This window comes from Epilithonimonas hungarica (assembly GCF_900102265.1).
GTDB lineage: Bacteria > Bacteroidota > Bacteroidia > Flavobacteriales > Weeksellaceae > Epilithonimonas > Epilithonimonas hungarica.
Genome location: NZ_FNBH01000003.1, coordinates 401,853 through 417,948, shown reverse-complemented (window position 1 = coordinate 417,948; position 16,096 = coordinate 401,853). Strand labels below are relative to the sequence as shown.

Genomic DNA, 16,096 nt, shown 5'->3' with positions numbered 1-16,096 from the left:
CTGCAATAACGAAAACATTTTTAAGGGATGGGACGTATTCGGTAATGAAGTAGATAATTCAATAGAGATCCCCGAAGAGTAAGTTACGCCAAATCCTGCCTCCTAATGCCAAACCCTGCCACTTCTGCAAAGGCTTTTATCTACTGCTATAATTTTAGATTTCAAGTGAAATTCTAAACAAAATTATAGTATGGATACACAAAAAAAAGACCTGTCGTATTTCAGGTTACGACTGCAAGAATTATTAAATACCAGCTTTCCCGAAAAAGCAAACGACCAAAAATTTGTTGAGCAACGTTCCTCGTGGGCAGCCAATGCCTATGAAGGTGCTTTCAGTTCGGGAAATGCTATCGAGCAATGCAATGAAATTGCGAATTATATTCTGTTTGAAAACCTGCACTTCTCCAAATTCGACACCATATTTCAGGTAGTCTGCAACGAGTTCGATACCATAATGGCAGACGAGGAACTGCGACCGTTCGCCTTGAAAATGTTCCGTGTTTGCGAGCCTGTTTTCGCACGATATGAACTAACCGATGACTTCGCTTATCACACAGAGTACGACCTGCTCTATACTGAAATAACCGGAACTATCGCCATATGGATAGAGGAAAATGGGCTTCAGTAAAAAGCAACATCTCCAACAGAACATTGATGCCCTGCGAATTGCCTTTAAACTGGAAAAGGAGAACCGGCAAGCCACCGTAGGCGAAAGACTGCTCATGCTGCAATACAGTGGATTTGGCGGTCTTAAATTCGTGCTGAACCCCATAGCGAATGAAATAGACATCAACCATTGGAGAAAGACAGAACACGACCTATTCCCGCTTACGCAGGAACTCCACCAACTACTCAAAGAAAATTCAGCAGACGATAAGCAATACCGCAGATACGTGGATAGTATGAAAAGCTCTGTATTAACGGCTTTTTATACACCGCCGCAGGTCATAGATGCGATTTCCGAAACGTTGCGTGAAAGCGGTTTGAACATTGATACATTCCTTGAACCCTCAGCAGGTACCGGCTCATTTATCCAATCTTTTTCGGAAAATCAGAAAGCCAATGTTACTGCTTATGAAAAGGACTTACTCACGGGCAAAATCCTAAAACAGCTTTATCCCGAAAGCAATATCCGTATAAGCGGTTTTGAAGAAATCCCCGAAAAGGAAAAAAATAGTTACGATGTAATCGCCAGCAACATTCCGTTTGGCGATACTTCCGTCTTCGACCTTTCTTATTCCCGAAGTAAAGACCCTGCAAAAGTGCAGGCAGCCCGAAGCATACACAATTACTTTTTTCTGAAAGGAACCGATATGCTCCGTGATGGTGGTGTACTGGCGTTCATTACTTCGCAAGGGGTATTGAACAGCCCTTCTAATCTTGCCATTCGTGAAGCATTGATGAAAGAGCATAAGCTGGTATCTGCCATCAGGTTGCCCAATAATCTTTTTACAGAATATGCAGGTACGGAGGTCGGAAGTGATTTGATCATCCTCCAAAAGCGTATCGGAAAAAAAATGCTATCCAAACGGGAAATGCTTTTTTGTGATACCCGCACCAATTCGGAAGGAATATCAACCAATTCCCTGTTGGACAATCCTGTGCTTGTCGTTCATACAAAGTCCTACACAGGAACAAATCCTTATGGAAAGCCTACGCTTATTTTTGAGCACGAAGGCGGTGTAGACGGAATTGCCAAAGATTTGAAGCAAAAGTTGATGGAAGATTTTTCCATCCATTTAGATACACAACTTTATAAAGGCGAACGGAATGATAAACCCGTAATACAAAACCCTGTTACCCCACCGGTTCTGGAACCTGTAATCATTCCACAGGACATACAGCCTTTATCTGTTCCGGTAAGCAATCGGGAAAGTCCACAGGAATTAAAACAGCTAAGCATTTTTGATCTTTTTGAAAATGCGAACGAACCTGTAATGGTTCTTGCTCCGCCTAAAAAAACTATCCAAACCAAAACGCAAAGCACTAATAAAAGAAGAGGCACAATAGTTCGCCAGCCCGACCTGTTCAGTAGCGAGATGCAGCAACCCTATACGCCCCCTATTAGCAATCGAACAAGCAATGAAAACCCATCAGGCGATGGCGAAAAACAGGAAATTATCGGCGACCTGTTTTCAAGTATCAATGGAAACCAACAAGTTGAAAAACCAAATATAAGTAATACCATTCCCGAACCTGCTCCGTACAGCGACCTACTGCAAACGTTCCATAGAAATGATTGCCTGGCTGTGGATGGAGGTTTGGTAGGCCATCTTCAAAATGTGAATACATCAGACAGCACCGCAATGTTCCATCCATTGCAATTGCCATCCTTGCAGAAAGCAAGAGCCGAGGCTTACATTGCGGTACGTGATGTTTACCAGCAGCTTTACACAAAAGAGGCACAGCATCAGACCGAATACAAGGAAGAAAGGGAAAACCTTAACCGTTTGTATGATGCCTTTGTCAAAAGATATGGCAACCTCAACAGTGCCGATAATATTAAGCTCATTAAAACGGATAGTTCCGGTAAGGAAATACCTTATCTGGAACGTGTGGTTGGTGGTGTAACACACAAAGCGGATATATTCAGCCATCCTGTAAGTTTTTCGACCGTAACCGTAGCAACGGACAATCCCGAAGAAGCGTTGGCAGCATCGCTGAACAAATACGGAAGCGTGGATTTGGGCTATATGTCCGAAATCAGCGGTATGACCGATGATGCTTTGAAAAAAGCCCTGCACAGTCGTATTTACTATAATCCTCTGCAAAAGGAATATGAAATATCCGAACGCTGGATTGCGGGTAATGTAGTGGAAAAAGCCAGGGAGATACAAACCTACATTGAAAACAATCCCGACGATACCGAAGCCAAAGCAAGCCTTACGGTCTTGGAAGAAGCCCGACCAAGACGTATCGAATTTGAGGAACTCGATTTTAATTTGGGCGAACGCTGGATACCCACAGGCATTTACGCCCGATTTGCTTCACATCTTTTTGATACAGATGTACTCGTTCATTACTCTGAAAGCTCCGATGACTTTTCTGTAAAGTGCGACCGTAAGAATTTGCATATATGGGAAAAATACGCTGTCAAAGCAGAAAGCCGGACGTTTGACGGGATTGCCCTGCTCAAACACGCCCTTGTCAATACCACGCCTGATATTACCAAAAAAATTACGGTTGGCGATCAAGAGGTTAAAGTACGGGATATGGAAGCCATACAAATGGCGAACACCAAGATTGACGAAATCCGTACCGCCTTTACCGATTGGCTTCACGCCCAAAACGATGAGTTTAAAAACAGGCTGACCGACCAATACAACGATACGTTTAACTGTTTCGTTCGACCGAACTATGACGGCAGCCATCAGGACTTTCCGGGATTAGACCGTAAGGCATTGGGTATTGAAGACCTGTATTCCAGCCAAAAGGACACCGTTTGGATGATAAAGCTGAACAACGGGGCAATTTGCGACCACGAAGTAGGTGCAGGAAAAACGTTGGTAATGTGTACGGCTGCACAGGAAATGAAGCGTTTAGGGTTAGCTCATAAACCTATGATTATCGGGCTGAAAAGCAATGTTCACGAAATTGCGGAAGCCTATCGTACCGCTTACCCTCACGCAAAAATCCTGTTTCCGGGCAAGGAAGATTTCACGCCCCAAAAACGCCTGCGGATTTTTGGCGACATTAAAAACAACGATTGGGATTGTGTGATACTGACACACGACCAATTCGGAATGATACCACAATCGCCCGAAATTCAAAAAGAAATACTCCAAATAGAATTAGACAGCGTAGAGCGTAACCTCGAAGCATTGGAAGCACAGGGAAAGGAAGTGACCAGGGGGATGCTTGCCGGAGTAATCAAGCGGAAAGAAAACCTCGAAGTCAAGCTCAAAACCCTGCAACACGATATTGAAAACCGCAAAGATGATGTGGTGGATTTTAAGATGATGGGCATTGACCACTTGTTCGTTGATGAAAGCCACCAATTCAAAAACCTGATGTTCAACACAAGGCATACAAGGGTAGCCGGATTGGGCAATGTGGACGGAAGCCAAAAAGCATTGAACCTGCTCTTTGCTATCCGTACTATTCAGGAACGCACAAATGCGGATATGGGAGCTACCTTTCTGTCAGGTACAACTATCAGCAATTCGCTTACCGAACTATATCTGCTGTTCAAATACCTGCGACCACGGGCATTGGAAAAACAAGGCATTCATTCCTTTGATGCGTGGGCAGCCATCTATGCAAGGAAAACTACTGATTATGAATTTTCGGTGGCCAACAATATCGTAGCCAAAGAACGCTTCCGCTACTTTATCAAAGTGCCGGAACTGGCTCAATTCTATTCGGAAATCACAGATTACCGGACGGCAAAAGATATAGGCATTGACCGCCCGAATAAAAACGAAGTGCTGTATAACATACCGCCTACGCCCGACCAGGAAGTATTCATCAAAAAGCTGATGGATTTTGCCAAAACGGGCAATGCGGAACTGTTGGGAAGACCTGCTTTATCAGCAAGTGAGGAAAAGGCAAAGATGCTCATCGCTACGGACTACGCCCGTAAGATGTCGCTCGATATGCGAATGGTAAGCGGCAGGTACGAAGACCATCCCGATAACAAGGCTTCACATTGTGCGGCAAACATTGCCAAGTATTACAATCAATACAACGCACAGAAAGGAACACAGTTCGTTTTCTCCGATTTGGGGACCTACAAGCCGGGCGAATGGAATGTGTACTCCGAAATCAAACGCAAGCTCACAGAAGACCACGGCATACCAGCACACGAAGTCCGCTTTATACAGGAAGCTAAAACCGATAAGCAGCGTAAGGAGCTTATCAAAGGTATGAACGAAGGGAGAATTCGTGTGCTGTTCGGTTCTACAAGTATGCTGGGAACGGGCGTAAATGCACAGAAAAGAGCCGTGGCCGTACATCACCTGGATACACCGTGGCGACCAAGCGATCTTGCCCAACGTGATGGCAGAGCTGTAAGAAAGGGCAATGAGATTGCCAAGTTCTTTGCCGATAATAAAGTAGATGTGATTATCTATGCCGTAGAAAAATCATTGGATAGTTACAAGTTCAACCTGTTGTACAACAAGCAACTTTTTATAGACCAATTAAAAACCAACAATCTCGGCAAACGTACCATTGATGAGGGTAGCATGGACGAAAAATCGGGAATGAACTTTTCGGAATACGTGGCCATCCTTTCAGGAAATACGGACCTTCTGGATAAAGCCAAACTGGAAAAACAGATTGCCGGGCTGGAAAGTGAAAAGCAGGCGTTTAACCGTTCCAAATTCAGTGCGAAATATAAACTGGAAGACTATACGGCAGAATTGGATAAAACCCAATCCCGCTTTGACCGAATGAGCCTTGATTGGAATAATCTGCAGGGGCGTATCCAAAAACATTCGGACGGAACAATCGTAAATGCCGTAAGGCTGGACGGCTTACCACCCAATGCGGATATAAAACAGATTGGCGCAAAACTCAACCAGCTTACGGAAAAAGCCCGCACAGGCGGAGATTATGAGGAAATCGGAAGCCTTTACGGTTTTCAGCTTTTGGTAAAAACGGAAATGTCGCAAAAAGACAGTAGTAGCCTTGTAGAAAAGAATAACCGTTTCTTTATTCAGGGCGAGGGCAATATCAAATACACCTACAATAACGGTATCATCGCTAAAGATGAAAAATTGGCGGCTATGAACTTCCTTAACGCACTGGAGAAATTGCCCGGCTATATCGAGCAGGAACAAAAGAAAATTGCGGAGATGCAAAAAGACCTGCCCATTCTTCAGGAAGTGGTAAACGGTACGTGGTCTAAAGAAAGCAGATTGAGCGAACTTAAAACGGAACTGGCTGCCGTTGAGCGAAAGATACAGTTATCCATTACGCCGGAAACTAAAGGAGAACCTTCGGAGCAGGTAGAAAAGCAGAAAGAAACGCCAAATAATTCGGAGAATATTGTACGGACAAAAGGTATTCATTTGCCAAGAGGCGTACTGTAATCGTGTAAGCTCAATTTCTCCCTGTTCGTCCATTCTCCTGATTAGCGCATCACGCAAGCTGTCAATGAATTTTGTTTGGAATTTTATGCAGTGACCTTTTTCTTTTTAAAATCTTCAATGAAATAGAGTATCACAAAGGCAATGAGCAGGCAGAATATTTCAGCATATACGCTGTAATGGTATGCTGAAACGAAATCATTTGTCGCTTTGGAAATGCTGAAAAACAAACCGCCTATCAAACATATACCTAATGAAGATGCCGTTTGCTGTGCTGTGTTGTATGTACCCGAAGCGATGCCCACAAATTGTGGCGGTACGTTTTTTAATGTAAGGTTGATTAAAGACGGCAGCACTAAACCGCCACCAAAACCAAGCAATGGCAAGTTGGTTAATAGTGTTATCTGGCTTACTTCGCTATCAAAATAAATAAGTTGATGCAGATACACCAATATCATTAATGCTACTCCAAATTGTATGGGCCTTTTGCCATAGGCATTGACCAAACGAATGGAAAGAAACGAAGCTACCGTAAAACAACTGCCCCAAATGGCAAAGTATATTCCCGTTTGAAATGATGTAAGATGCAACCCATTCTGAAAATAGATTGTGGACACCAGCAAATAGGACGTGTGCATTGCGAAATAAAAGGTAAGCAATACCAAGCCTAAATTAAAATCCCTGATTTTGAACAAGCGTATATCCATTAGGGGATGCTGTTTTTTTTGTAATTTCTTTTTTTGATTGACGATGAAGATGTAAAACAGTATCAGCGAAAATGCAATCATTGCAACACTCCACAAGGGATAACCTTTTTCCCTGCCCTCTGTGAGCGGATATATCAGACTGCCTAATGCCAGCGTAAACAGCACTACGCCCGAATAATCAAATTTTTCTTCGGAATTGAGTTTGGTATTGATGAGGTATTTTTTTGCGGCGGCAAAGGCAATAATGCCGATGGGCAAATTGATGAAAAAGATAAACCGCCAGCCCTCAATAAATGTCTGCAAACTTGAAAAATAGCCACCTAAAAACTGCCCCAATACGGAAGCTGTACCCAAAGTAATACCCACATAGCCGATTGCTTTGGTGCGTTCTTGTGGTTCGGGAAAAAGTACCTGAACGTAAGCCAATGCCTGCGGCATCATAAATGCCCCGCTTACTCCCTGAAAAAACCTTGCTGCAATCAGCATTTCTGCACTCGTTGCCATCCCGCACAAACAGGAAGTAAGCACAAAGAGAAACATACCCCACAGGAAAATCTTTTTTCTTCCAAATATGTCACCAGCCCTGCTTCCTGTAACCATAAAGGAAGCATATCCTAACAGATAGAACGCAATTACCAATTCCACCTCGCTGTCTGATGCGTTCAGGCTTTGCTTAATGGACGGTATGGCAATGTTCACGATAAATACATCTATTACCGTTAGCAATGGCGCTGTAAGCAAAATGAGGTGCTGTAACCACCTGTTAGAATTTTGTGCCATAAATGATGTGATTTTACTATTGAACCTTTATCACTACTTTTCCTTTTGCCCGTCCGCTTCCTACGTAGGAGAATGCTTCATTGGTCTGTTCAAACGGAAAAACTTTGTCTATAACGGGGCGGATAACACCGGTTTCAATCAATGAGCTGATTTGTGCCAACTGCTTGCCGTTGGCTTGCATAAACAAAAAAGAATAATCTACATCGAGTTTTTTTGCCTGGTTTTTGACTTTTCTACTCAAAAAGAAAATAACGGTTTTCATCAACCAGGACAGACCGATTTCTTTTGCAAAAGCCGTATCAGGTGGTCCGGAAATCGAAATGACTTTTCCTCTTTCTTTTAGAATATTTAATGATTTTTCGAGCGTTTTAACATCTTGACTATTCAATACCAAATCATAATCTATCAATACATTTTCAAAATCTTCTTTCCGATAATCTATGACAACATCGGCTCCAAGACTTTTGACCAATTCAAAATTACTGGCACTTGTGGTTGTGGCTACGGTTGCCCCCAAATGTTTTGCTAATTGAATGGCAATAGTTCCGACACCGCCGGAACCTGCCTGTATAAATACTTTTTGCCCTTTTTGAAGTTTTGCTTTTTCAACAAATGCCTGCCAAACCGTTAGTGCAACCAACGGGATGGATGCCGCTTCTTCCATTGAAATAGTTGCGGGCTTTAGGGCAACATCGCTTTCATTGATGGCAATGTATTCCGCAAAAGTGCCGATACGGAAATCAGCAGGACGGGCAAACACTTCATCTCCAACTTTGAAACGGCTGACTTTGGAACCCACTTTGGTTATTATACCTGCTACATCGTGTCCTAAAATCAAAGGGAACTTGTATGGAAGTAATAATTTGAACTCGCCACTTTTTATTTTCGCATCTAATTGATTGATGCTTGCCGAATGGATTTTTACCAACACGTCATTTTCTTTAACGATAGGCTCGGGAACTTCAACCAATTGCAATTTATCTTCCTTGCTGTAACGGTTTATTGTAAATGCTTTCATCCTCTTTTTTATCAATTATTTGAGTTTAAAAACCGGTTTATATCACTACCGACAATTTCAGGATATTGGAACAAAAATCCGTGTCCTGCATCGGGATATAGATTAAGCTGGGCATTTGGCAGCAGGTTATACAGGTCAACCGAATTATGCGTAGGCATCTGGACATCTACTTTTCCATTGGCTACTAAAACAGGGTTGGTTATGTTTTTGTAATTGATAGTGTTTAGTGTATCATTTCCCCAATCTAACCTGGCTTTGGCTTGTGCCTTGGCAGCTTCTTTACTCACTACCACATCTTTCGGGTATTTGCTGTTTTGTTTACGTTCCCAAAATGCCTTTCCCAATTCACGGCTTTTGTCGGAAGCATTGAAAAAGAGTGCTAAAAACTCGTCCAGTCCCAATGTAGGTCTTGTCACCATTTCAGCAATTTTAGGGTCACGCTGGTTGATGCTTGTTGCTCCTTTGGGCGAAGTTCCCGCCAATATCGCATTGCGTACAATTTCATTGTGTGATACAAGTAATTCCTGTGCTACGCAACCGCCTATTGAAAAACCAAGCACATCCACTTTATCATAACCAAGTGCCTTGATGAATTGATAACCGTCTTCCGCCATTAACGCAAAACTTTCGGGCGTTTGTCCGCCTGAACTTGCCACACCACGATTATTGAAAGTAATAACAGTACGTTCCGATGCCAATTTTTCAATCAATGCGCCATCCCAGCTATCCAAGTTGCCACGGGTATGTATGAATAAAATAAGCGGAATGGCTGTTTTGGTATTTGTTCCTGTCTTTCGATAAGTGAAATAATTGCCATTCACTTTAACGCTGTCGGTTTTGTATTCAACCCGATTTACAGGTGTTTTTGCATTTTCATTCCCTGTGCAGCTTGCCAACAGGAAAATGCCACAACCAAGCAAAAGGGCGTTTCTTATTTTATTCATAATATTCATTTTTATGGTTTTAATTGTTCGTCCGTCTTTTTCGGGTTAACCAGGTTAAACGCCAGTTTTGGAAAAAGCCTGTTGATGAAATAAACTGCTTTTGTATCGCCCACACGAATGGTGTACTGGTCGTTTTCCAATCCGCTTATCAACCCTTGTACTAATTTTTCAGGACTTAACTTCTTGTCGTTTCTTCCTGCCGTCATTTCGGTAGCAACCAATGGCGGTAACAGTTCAAACACTTTTACATTGCTGTTTGCAATCCGTAAATGTTCCCGAAGCGATTGGGTATAAAATTTCAAAGCAACCTTTGAAGCCGAATAGGTAGCTTCAAGCAATGAGGGGACATAACTAAGTATGGAAGTTGTATTGATGATAGCACTCTCTTTTCTTGATTTCAGTATATCCAAGAAAAGATTGTTCAAACGGATAACACCCAGGTAATTGATGTTTATCTCATATGTAGCATTTTCCAAATGCCTTTCATCGGCAATACCTAAATTTAACGGTGGAACGCCTACGCCTGCATTGTTATAAAGAATATCAATACCGCCCAGCTCCTTTACCTGTTTGAAAAGGGAAACGGCATCTTCTTCTTTGGCGACATCGCTCTTTATGGCAATCAAATTCGGGTACAGCTTTTTTGCTGCATTCAGTTTGTCCTGATTTCTGCCCGTGATGATAACCTTTGCTCCGATTTCTAAAAACTGTCTGGCTGCTTCAAGCCCTATGCCTGATGCTCCACCCGTTACCAATATTGTTTTTTCTTTTAAATTCATAAGTTTATTTAAGTAGTCTAAGTTGCCCCAGGTGATAAGCCAAGTGGCTGATGCGGCTCACTAAGACATTAAGTTTGTTGCGAGTGGGGTCTTTTTTAAAATCCTCATCGGTCATTGCCTCGTGCCTTTGATACCATTGTTCTGTCGGAAGAACTTCGAGTTGTTCGGCAATATGCTTATGCACGTCCTCATACAGGGCTTTTAGTTCAGCGTAGCCGGGCATTTCCAAACCGGACTTGTCCGCAGCTTCAATAAAAATTGGCTGCAACTGTGGATACTTTCGTTTTCCATAACCAAGAATTTCGCCCATCAGGTCGTGGTAAGCAATAATGTGTCCCACAATGTAGATACCCCTGTTTTTTCCCGGAGCAACTTCTTTCATTATTTCATCTTCGCTAATGCCGTCAAGAAGCACTTTGCCACGCTTTACCTGTAAAAGCCAGTTTTTGAGAATGATCGTGATGAATAAATCCTGTTCGTGAGTTGTTTTTTCCCTTAATTCCATAGCACCTTATTTGAAGTTTTTTTTTGCTGCACCAACAGGATATCAAACTGCCCTTATTTGATGATGCGTTCCTTTGTCGTCCTAAATTTATAATCCTATATCCGGTCTTTTGGAATAAACACTAAGACTTATCAGTCCCCATATTCCTAATAACAGTTCAAGCACGATACCGGAAAGCATACTTGGGGTTGGAAAACCGTCTATTGCCAGACTGGTTATTCTTCCTATAACCAGACTGAACATAAAGAATATATTGACCAGCGTAGCGGACTTCCAAAATTGGGAACGTGCAATACCAAGTGCCCAAAAAGCGGCTATCCCCAAATACAAACCCATAACGGCTTTAAAAGCATTGCTAAGGTCATTGCTATCCGTTCTGATGTCTGCCAGAGCCGGAATGATTTTTTCAGGAAAGAAACCGTAAGTCAATGCAATTGCAAATACAAGCACTACTGAAACCAACAAGTGCAGATTTTTCAGACCTGTTTGTTTTCTATTTTCCATTTTTTATTTTCACTTTAAAACTGTTCATCCAGATAGGCGGGGTTAGGGTACTTGTAAAATCCCTCGCCTGTGGAAACGCCCAGCTTGCCCTTTTCAATATAATCCTCTTTAAGCCTGTTAGCACCTTTTTCAAGTATGCTGTCATTTTGCTGTTCGGACAGATTTTTCATAATATTATAAGCTGTGTTCAAACCAACCGCATCAATAAATGCAAACGGAGGGAATTTAGTGTTCATACCGATATTCCACGTCTTATCTATTGTTTGGAAGTCGGCCACATCATCTGCCCATAATCTCAAAGCTGCCGCAACCCACGGAACACTTAATGAGTTGGTAATGTATCCTGGCTGTTCTTTGCGTAATTGCAAAGGGGTTAAACCAATGGATTTGGAAAAGGCGACTATTTCCTCAAATACAGCGGGGGCGGTTCCCTGATGCCTCATCACTTCCACTATGGTATTCTTCCATACTCCATTCAAAAAATGCAGTGCCAAAAACTTTTCAGGCCTGGCTGTTTCTGCTGCAAACTGGCTTGGCAATAATGTGGAAGAATTGGTACAGAAGATGGTTTTATCTGGTGCTAAAGCTCCTAACTCGATGTAGAAATCCTTTTTGATTTGTATGTTTTCAGGAATTGCCTCAATAACAATATCGGCATCTTGTACCGCTTCCCGGAGAACTGATGAGTAAGAGATCATTGTGAATGCAGCATCCAATTGTTCCTGCGTGGCATTTAGATCCCTTTTATAATCATCGAAAAGAAGCCGTATTTTTTCCTTTCCTTTCTCAAGAAATTCGTCCTTTAAATCATATACTACCACCTGATGATGATGGAACGCTGTTTGAAATGCTATTTGTGAGCCTAAAACCCCACTGCCTGCTACAACTACTTTTTTCATAAATATTGTTTTCTGTTTAACGATTAAATTATTGGTACAACTACTGCCGGTATTGTTGCCGGCAGTAGTTCATTACCATAGAAGTTTATCCTCTGGTACGGGAAAGGTTTGCAAATGCTTCCTCCAATGCCGCCGCGTATTTTTTTGTTTCGCCCACAGGAACCTCAAACTGATTTTTTTCCAGTGCAACAAACAGCTCGTCTGCAACTTCTGACGGTGGAATACCGTTTGCACCGCCTATTTCCGCAGAAAATTCAGTGTTTACCAATGGCGGATATACTTCGTAGACCTGAACATTTTTTTGTTCTTCGTAAGTCATTCGTAATGCGGATGTATAACCGTGCAAAGCCGCTTTAGTTGCTCCGTAAGTTGGTAAAAACTTATGGCTGCCATAAACAGCAATAGAAGAAATATTGACTACTGCGGCTTCTTCTTTTTGTAGCAAGTGGGGCAACAACAATTCCGTGAAATGGATTACAGAAAAATAGTTTGTATTCATTTCTATCTGCGCCTTTTCGTGTGCATTGGTGGTTTCGCTTAACAAATACCCGAATGCGGCTCCTGCATTGTTGATGATGATGTTTACATCTGGGTACTGCTCTTTTAGCTGTGCCGCAATGCGGAGCCTGTCGGCTTCTACCGATAAATCGCCCTGAATGGCAATGGCATTATCCAATTCTTTCAACGCCTTTTGTAAGCGTTCTTCACTACGCCCGTTGATGATAACTTTGTTGCCTGCGGCACTTAGTTTTTTTGCGATTGCCAAACCAATTCCGGCACTTCCGCCACTGATGAAGACGGTATTTCCTGTTACTTTCATTGTATTGTATTTAAAATTAAACGATTGTTGATTATTTGTTAATGGCCGGATAATCGGTATATCCTTTTTCTCCCGGTGTGTAAAAGGTTTCCTCATCGGGCTGATTAAGCGGTGCATCGGTTTTGAAACGCTCCACCAAATCGGGATTGGCAAGAAGCAGTGTTCCAAATGATACTAAATCGGCATCGCCATTATTCAAAACTTCGTTGGCTGTATCTTTGGTAAAGCCTCTGTTGATGATGATGGTACCTTTGTATATTTTGCGAAAATGCTTTGCTACTTCCTGTATGGCATCTGCGTTGTCGGTAACGTCTGTAAACGGCTCCGTCAAGTGGATATAAGCCAAGCCGTAATCATTCAGCCTGTTTACGATATAATCGTACAGGGCTACAGTTTCATCGTCAACCAAGATGCCCATAATGCCGTTCAGAGAGGGATTAAAACGGACGCCTACTTTTGCGATATCCACTGCTTGTTTCAGTTCATCCAGGATTTCAAAAAGAATACGGGCACGGTTTTCAATAGATCCGCCGTATTCATCGGTTCGGGTATTTGAATTTTTTGAAAAGAATTGCTGCAACAGATAGCCGTTTGCTCCGTGTAATTCTACACCATCAAACCCTGCTTCAAACGCATTGATTGCTGCTTGCTTAAAATCTGCCACTGTTCTTTTTATATCTTCAATGGTCATTGGCTGGGGGTCTTCGGAAGGCTTGAAGCCTGATGCCGTAAACACCTGTTGATTGGGATTGACGTTTGATGGTGCTAACGGTTTTTTGCCGTTGTGCAGGTCAGCGTGTGAATACGCTCCCGTATGCCAAAGCTGTGCGAAGATTGTTCCGCCTTTTTGGTGCACGGCTTGGGTAGTTAATTTCCAACCTGCTACCTGTGCCTGTGTGTAAATACCGGGAACATTTACTACGCCTATGGCCTCTTCGCTGATGGTGGTTCCCTCCGTAATAATCAGCCCTGCGGAAGCCCGTTGTTGGTAGTATGTAGCAGTTAGTTCTGTTGCTACATTCCCTTCATTGGCAGAGCGTGAACGTGTCATCGGTGCCATTGCGATACGGTTACGGAGTTGCAAGCCGTTTTTGTTGTAAGGCTCAAAAATTTTTGAATTTGCCATTGTTTTTATGTGTTTAAAAATTAGACTGTTTATTATTCTGTAATTATGTAATTAATGGATGGCTGGGTAATCGGTGTAGCCTTTACTACCCATATTTTTCAGTTGATTGTTCGTGTGTATATTTTGGAATTTCTGTCAGGATATACATACCCTTGTGGTAAGTTTGTTTTATCTGCCGGCCGAAAGCCGTTACGTTCATAAAACTTGTGGGATGCTGTTGCAATGCCCGGCGTGTCTAACCAGATATTTTTTATTTCATTGGCTTTTGCGAAGTCAATCAGTGTGTCAAAAAGTTGTTGGCTTATACCAAACGCTTTTCCCCTGTACTCTTTCTTCACAAACATTTTTCTCAATATCCCATTGCTGTCATTAAGTCTTTGTAAGCCAATCGTACCAATGATTTCATTGTCTGTTTTTGCAACCCAAAATCCACCATTAGAATAAAACTTTTCCAAGTCGCCAAGGTCGGGCTGTTCTGCCTCTGTGAACCCTAACAGAAATTCAACATTCTGAATATTCAGAACGAAATTTTTCGCTTCCCTTTGGTCTGATTTATTGAAGTTGCTTATTGTTATCATTGTATTATTGGTTTATTTCAATAAGGATTAAGGTTAAAGATTGAACAGCATACATGTTGAAACTCCGTGCGCATATATTTTTCCGTCTTCGTCTTTTAGGTCAGCTTCCACAAGTGCCGTGCTTTTGCCCAAATGGATAATTTTCCCTGTAGAGTTCAGTTTACCGTTTTTATGGCTAACTGCTTTAAGAAAATTTACTTTCAGTTCCAATGTAGTATATGCTACGCCCTGTGGCAATGCGGATTGAAGCGAACAACCCATAACCGTATCCAACACGGTAGTAATTACGCCGCCGTGAACGCTGCCAATAGGATTGTAGTGAAATTCCTGTGGCTCAAATTCAAAAACAGCTTTTCCCTTTTCCAAACTCAATGGGTGGAAACCTAATGTTTCTGCTATGGGTGCTTGTGGTATTTCGCCATTTAAAATGCCTTTCAGAAAATCAAAGCCGGACATTGTTTTTGCCTGTGCTGCCAACTCCAAGGGGTTTGCCCACTCATGGGTTCTTGTTCTATCTTTCTTACTCATATCCTCTTTGGGTTTAATTAAATATTCAAATTCTCAATTACTATGACAGATATACCAACAGGTTTCAAATAGCTGTACGTTTTGTCGGCACTATAAAACACTTTTTTCTTTTGTTTTACAGATGCCCGTACCAATCTCTGTCATAAGCCTTATTTAAAAAGGCTGCTATCTTTTTCAAGATTTTATTTATGAATTTTTTTACCGACTTCATCTGTTTATCTTGATTTTTATTATACCCATCGGTATATTAATATTCAAAAAAAATTACACTGACAATTCCCGTTCAATAATGCTTTCTATATGCCTTGCTGCAATTTGAAAATACTTTGGGTCATTCATAATCTTGGCCAACATTATATTTCCCTCCATTATACTGTATATCAATGCCGCATATTCTTCCGAATTGGCTTTTGCCTTGAACTCGTTATTTGCTTGCCCACGCTCAATGGTCAGTTGCAACGTTTCCATAAATCGCTTCATCCCATTGCGAACGCTATCCCTCAAATAATGCAAGTGGTCGTCTGCTTCTACTGCTGCGTTCATCAATGGGCAGCCACCTGTTTTAAAAACAGTTTGCCAATTTTTAGCATAATAATTCGGGTAAGCAATTAGGGCTTCCCTCGCCGTTGCTGCTTTTGCTACCGCCTTATTTATTAACCCGATTGCGTAGGAACAATTAAAATTATAAGCTGCAATTGCCAATTCGTTTTTATCAGAAAAATTTCCGTAGATAGCCCCTTTAGTTAGCTTAGTGGCTTCCTGAATGTCAGATAAAGATGTGCTTTCATATCCCTTTATGTTGAATAAAGGGGCTGATTTCTCTATAATAAATTGTCTTGTTCTTTCTGCCTTTGTCATACTCTTCCAAGATTAAAA

Annotated in this window: 14 protein-coding genes; 2 read left to right on the top strand and 12 right to left on the bottom strand. The window is 41.9% G+C overall.

The genetic code is table 11. The annotated features are described in order from the left end of the window. Positions 1-190 precede the first annotated feature (190 nt). Positions 191-628 (top strand): DUF1896 domain-containing protein, encoded by a 438-nt coding sequence (locus BLT30_RS13725; protein ID WP_089874106.1) that lies wholly within the window; start codon positions 191-193, stop codon positions 626-628. Then, positions 615-6,035 carry an N-6 DNA methylase gene (locus BLT30_RS13720; RefSeq protein WP_089874105.1) on the top strand — a complete coding sequence of 1,807 codons (5,421 nt, stop codon included), beginning with the start codon at positions 615-617 and terminating at the stop codon, positions 6,033-6,035. The genes BLT30_RS13725 and BLT30_RS13720 overlap by 14 nt, the downstream gene beginning before the upstream one ends. A gap of 83 nt (positions 6,036-6,118) precedes the next feature. On the opposite strand, the gene BLT30_RS13715 is transcribed toward BLT30_RS13720, so the two are convergent. The 12 genes from BLT30_RS13715 to BLT30_RS13660 form a co-directional block, all read right to left on the bottom strand. Then, positions 6,119-7,519: an MFS transporter gene (locus tag BLT30_RS13715; RefSeq protein ID WP_089874104.1), complete on the bottom strand. Its 1,401-nt coding sequence runs from the start codon at positions 7,517-7,519 to the stop codon at positions 6,119-6,121. A gap of 16 nt (positions 7,520-7,535) precedes the next feature. Further along, positions 7,536-8,537, bottom strand: coding sequence for an NADP-dependent oxidoreductase (locus BLT30_RS13710; protein ID WP_089874103.1), 1,002 nt, complete (start codon positions 8,535-8,537; stop codon positions 7,536-7,538). Between the two features lie 11 nt (positions 8,538-8,548). Next, positions 8,549-9,481, bottom strand: a complete 933-nt coding sequence (locus tag BLT30_RS13705; RefSeq protein WP_175487194.1) for an alpha/beta fold hydrolase — start codon at positions 9,479-9,481, stop codon at positions 8,549-8,551. Positions 9,482-9,492: 11 nt separating this feature from the next. After that, positions 9,493-10,260 (bottom strand): SDR family oxidoreductase, encoded by a 768-nt coding sequence (locus tag BLT30_RS13700; RefSeq protein WP_089874101.1) that lies wholly within the window; start codon positions 10,258-10,260, stop codon positions 9,493-9,495. A gap of 4 nt (positions 10,261-10,264) precedes the next feature. After that, positions 10,265-10,765, bottom strand: coding sequence for a DinB family protein (locus BLT30_RS13695; RefSeq protein WP_089874100.1), 501 nt, complete (start codon positions 10,763-10,765; stop codon positions 10,265-10,267). Positions 10,766-10,852: 87 nt separating this feature from the next. Beyond that, positions 10,853-11,269 (bottom strand): DUF4345 domain-containing protein, encoded by a 417-nt coding sequence (locus BLT30_RS13690; RefSeq protein ID WP_089874099.1) that lies wholly within the window; start codon positions 11,267-11,269, stop codon positions 10,853-10,855. Positions 11,270-11,283: 14 nt separating this feature from the next. Then, positions 11,284-12,168: a 3-hydroxyacyl-CoA dehydrogenase gene (locus tag BLT30_RS13685; RefSeq protein WP_317040536.1), complete on the bottom strand. Its 885-nt coding sequence runs from the start codon at positions 12,166-12,168 to the stop codon at positions 11,284-11,286. A gap of 85 nt (positions 12,169-12,253) precedes the next feature. Continuing rightward, on the bottom strand, positions 12,254-12,988 hold the full coding sequence (locus BLT30_RS13680) for an SDR family oxidoreductase (RefSeq protein ID WP_089874097.1): 735 nt from the start codon (positions 12,986-12,988) through the stop codon (positions 12,254-12,256). A gap of 31 nt (positions 12,989-13,019) precedes the next feature. Further along, positions 13,020-14,114 carry an alkene reductase gene (locus tag BLT30_RS13675; RefSeq protein WP_089874096.1) on the bottom strand — a complete coding sequence of 365 codons (1,095 nt, stop codon included), beginning with the start codon at positions 14,112-14,114 and terminating at the stop codon, positions 13,020-13,022. Between the two features lie 98 nt (positions 14,115-14,212). Further along, entirely contained in the window at positions 14,213-14,692 is a 480-nt protein-coding gene (locus BLT30_RS13670; RefSeq protein ID WP_089874095.1) for a GNAT family N-acetyltransferase, read from the bottom strand. A 33-nt stretch (positions 14,693-14,725) separates the two neighbouring features. Then, positions 14,726-15,220, bottom strand: coding sequence for a PaaI family thioesterase (locus BLT30_RS13665; protein WP_089874094.1), 495 nt, complete (start codon positions 15,218-15,220; stop codon positions 14,726-14,728). A 264-nt stretch (positions 15,221-15,484) separates the two neighbouring features. Further along, a complete protein-coding gene (locus tag BLT30_RS13660; RefSeq protein ID WP_089874093.1) occupies positions 15,485-16,078 on the bottom strand; it encodes a TetR/AcrR family transcriptional regulator in 594 nt (197 codons plus the stop codon). Between the last annotated feature and the right edge of the window lie 18 nt (positions 16,079-16,096).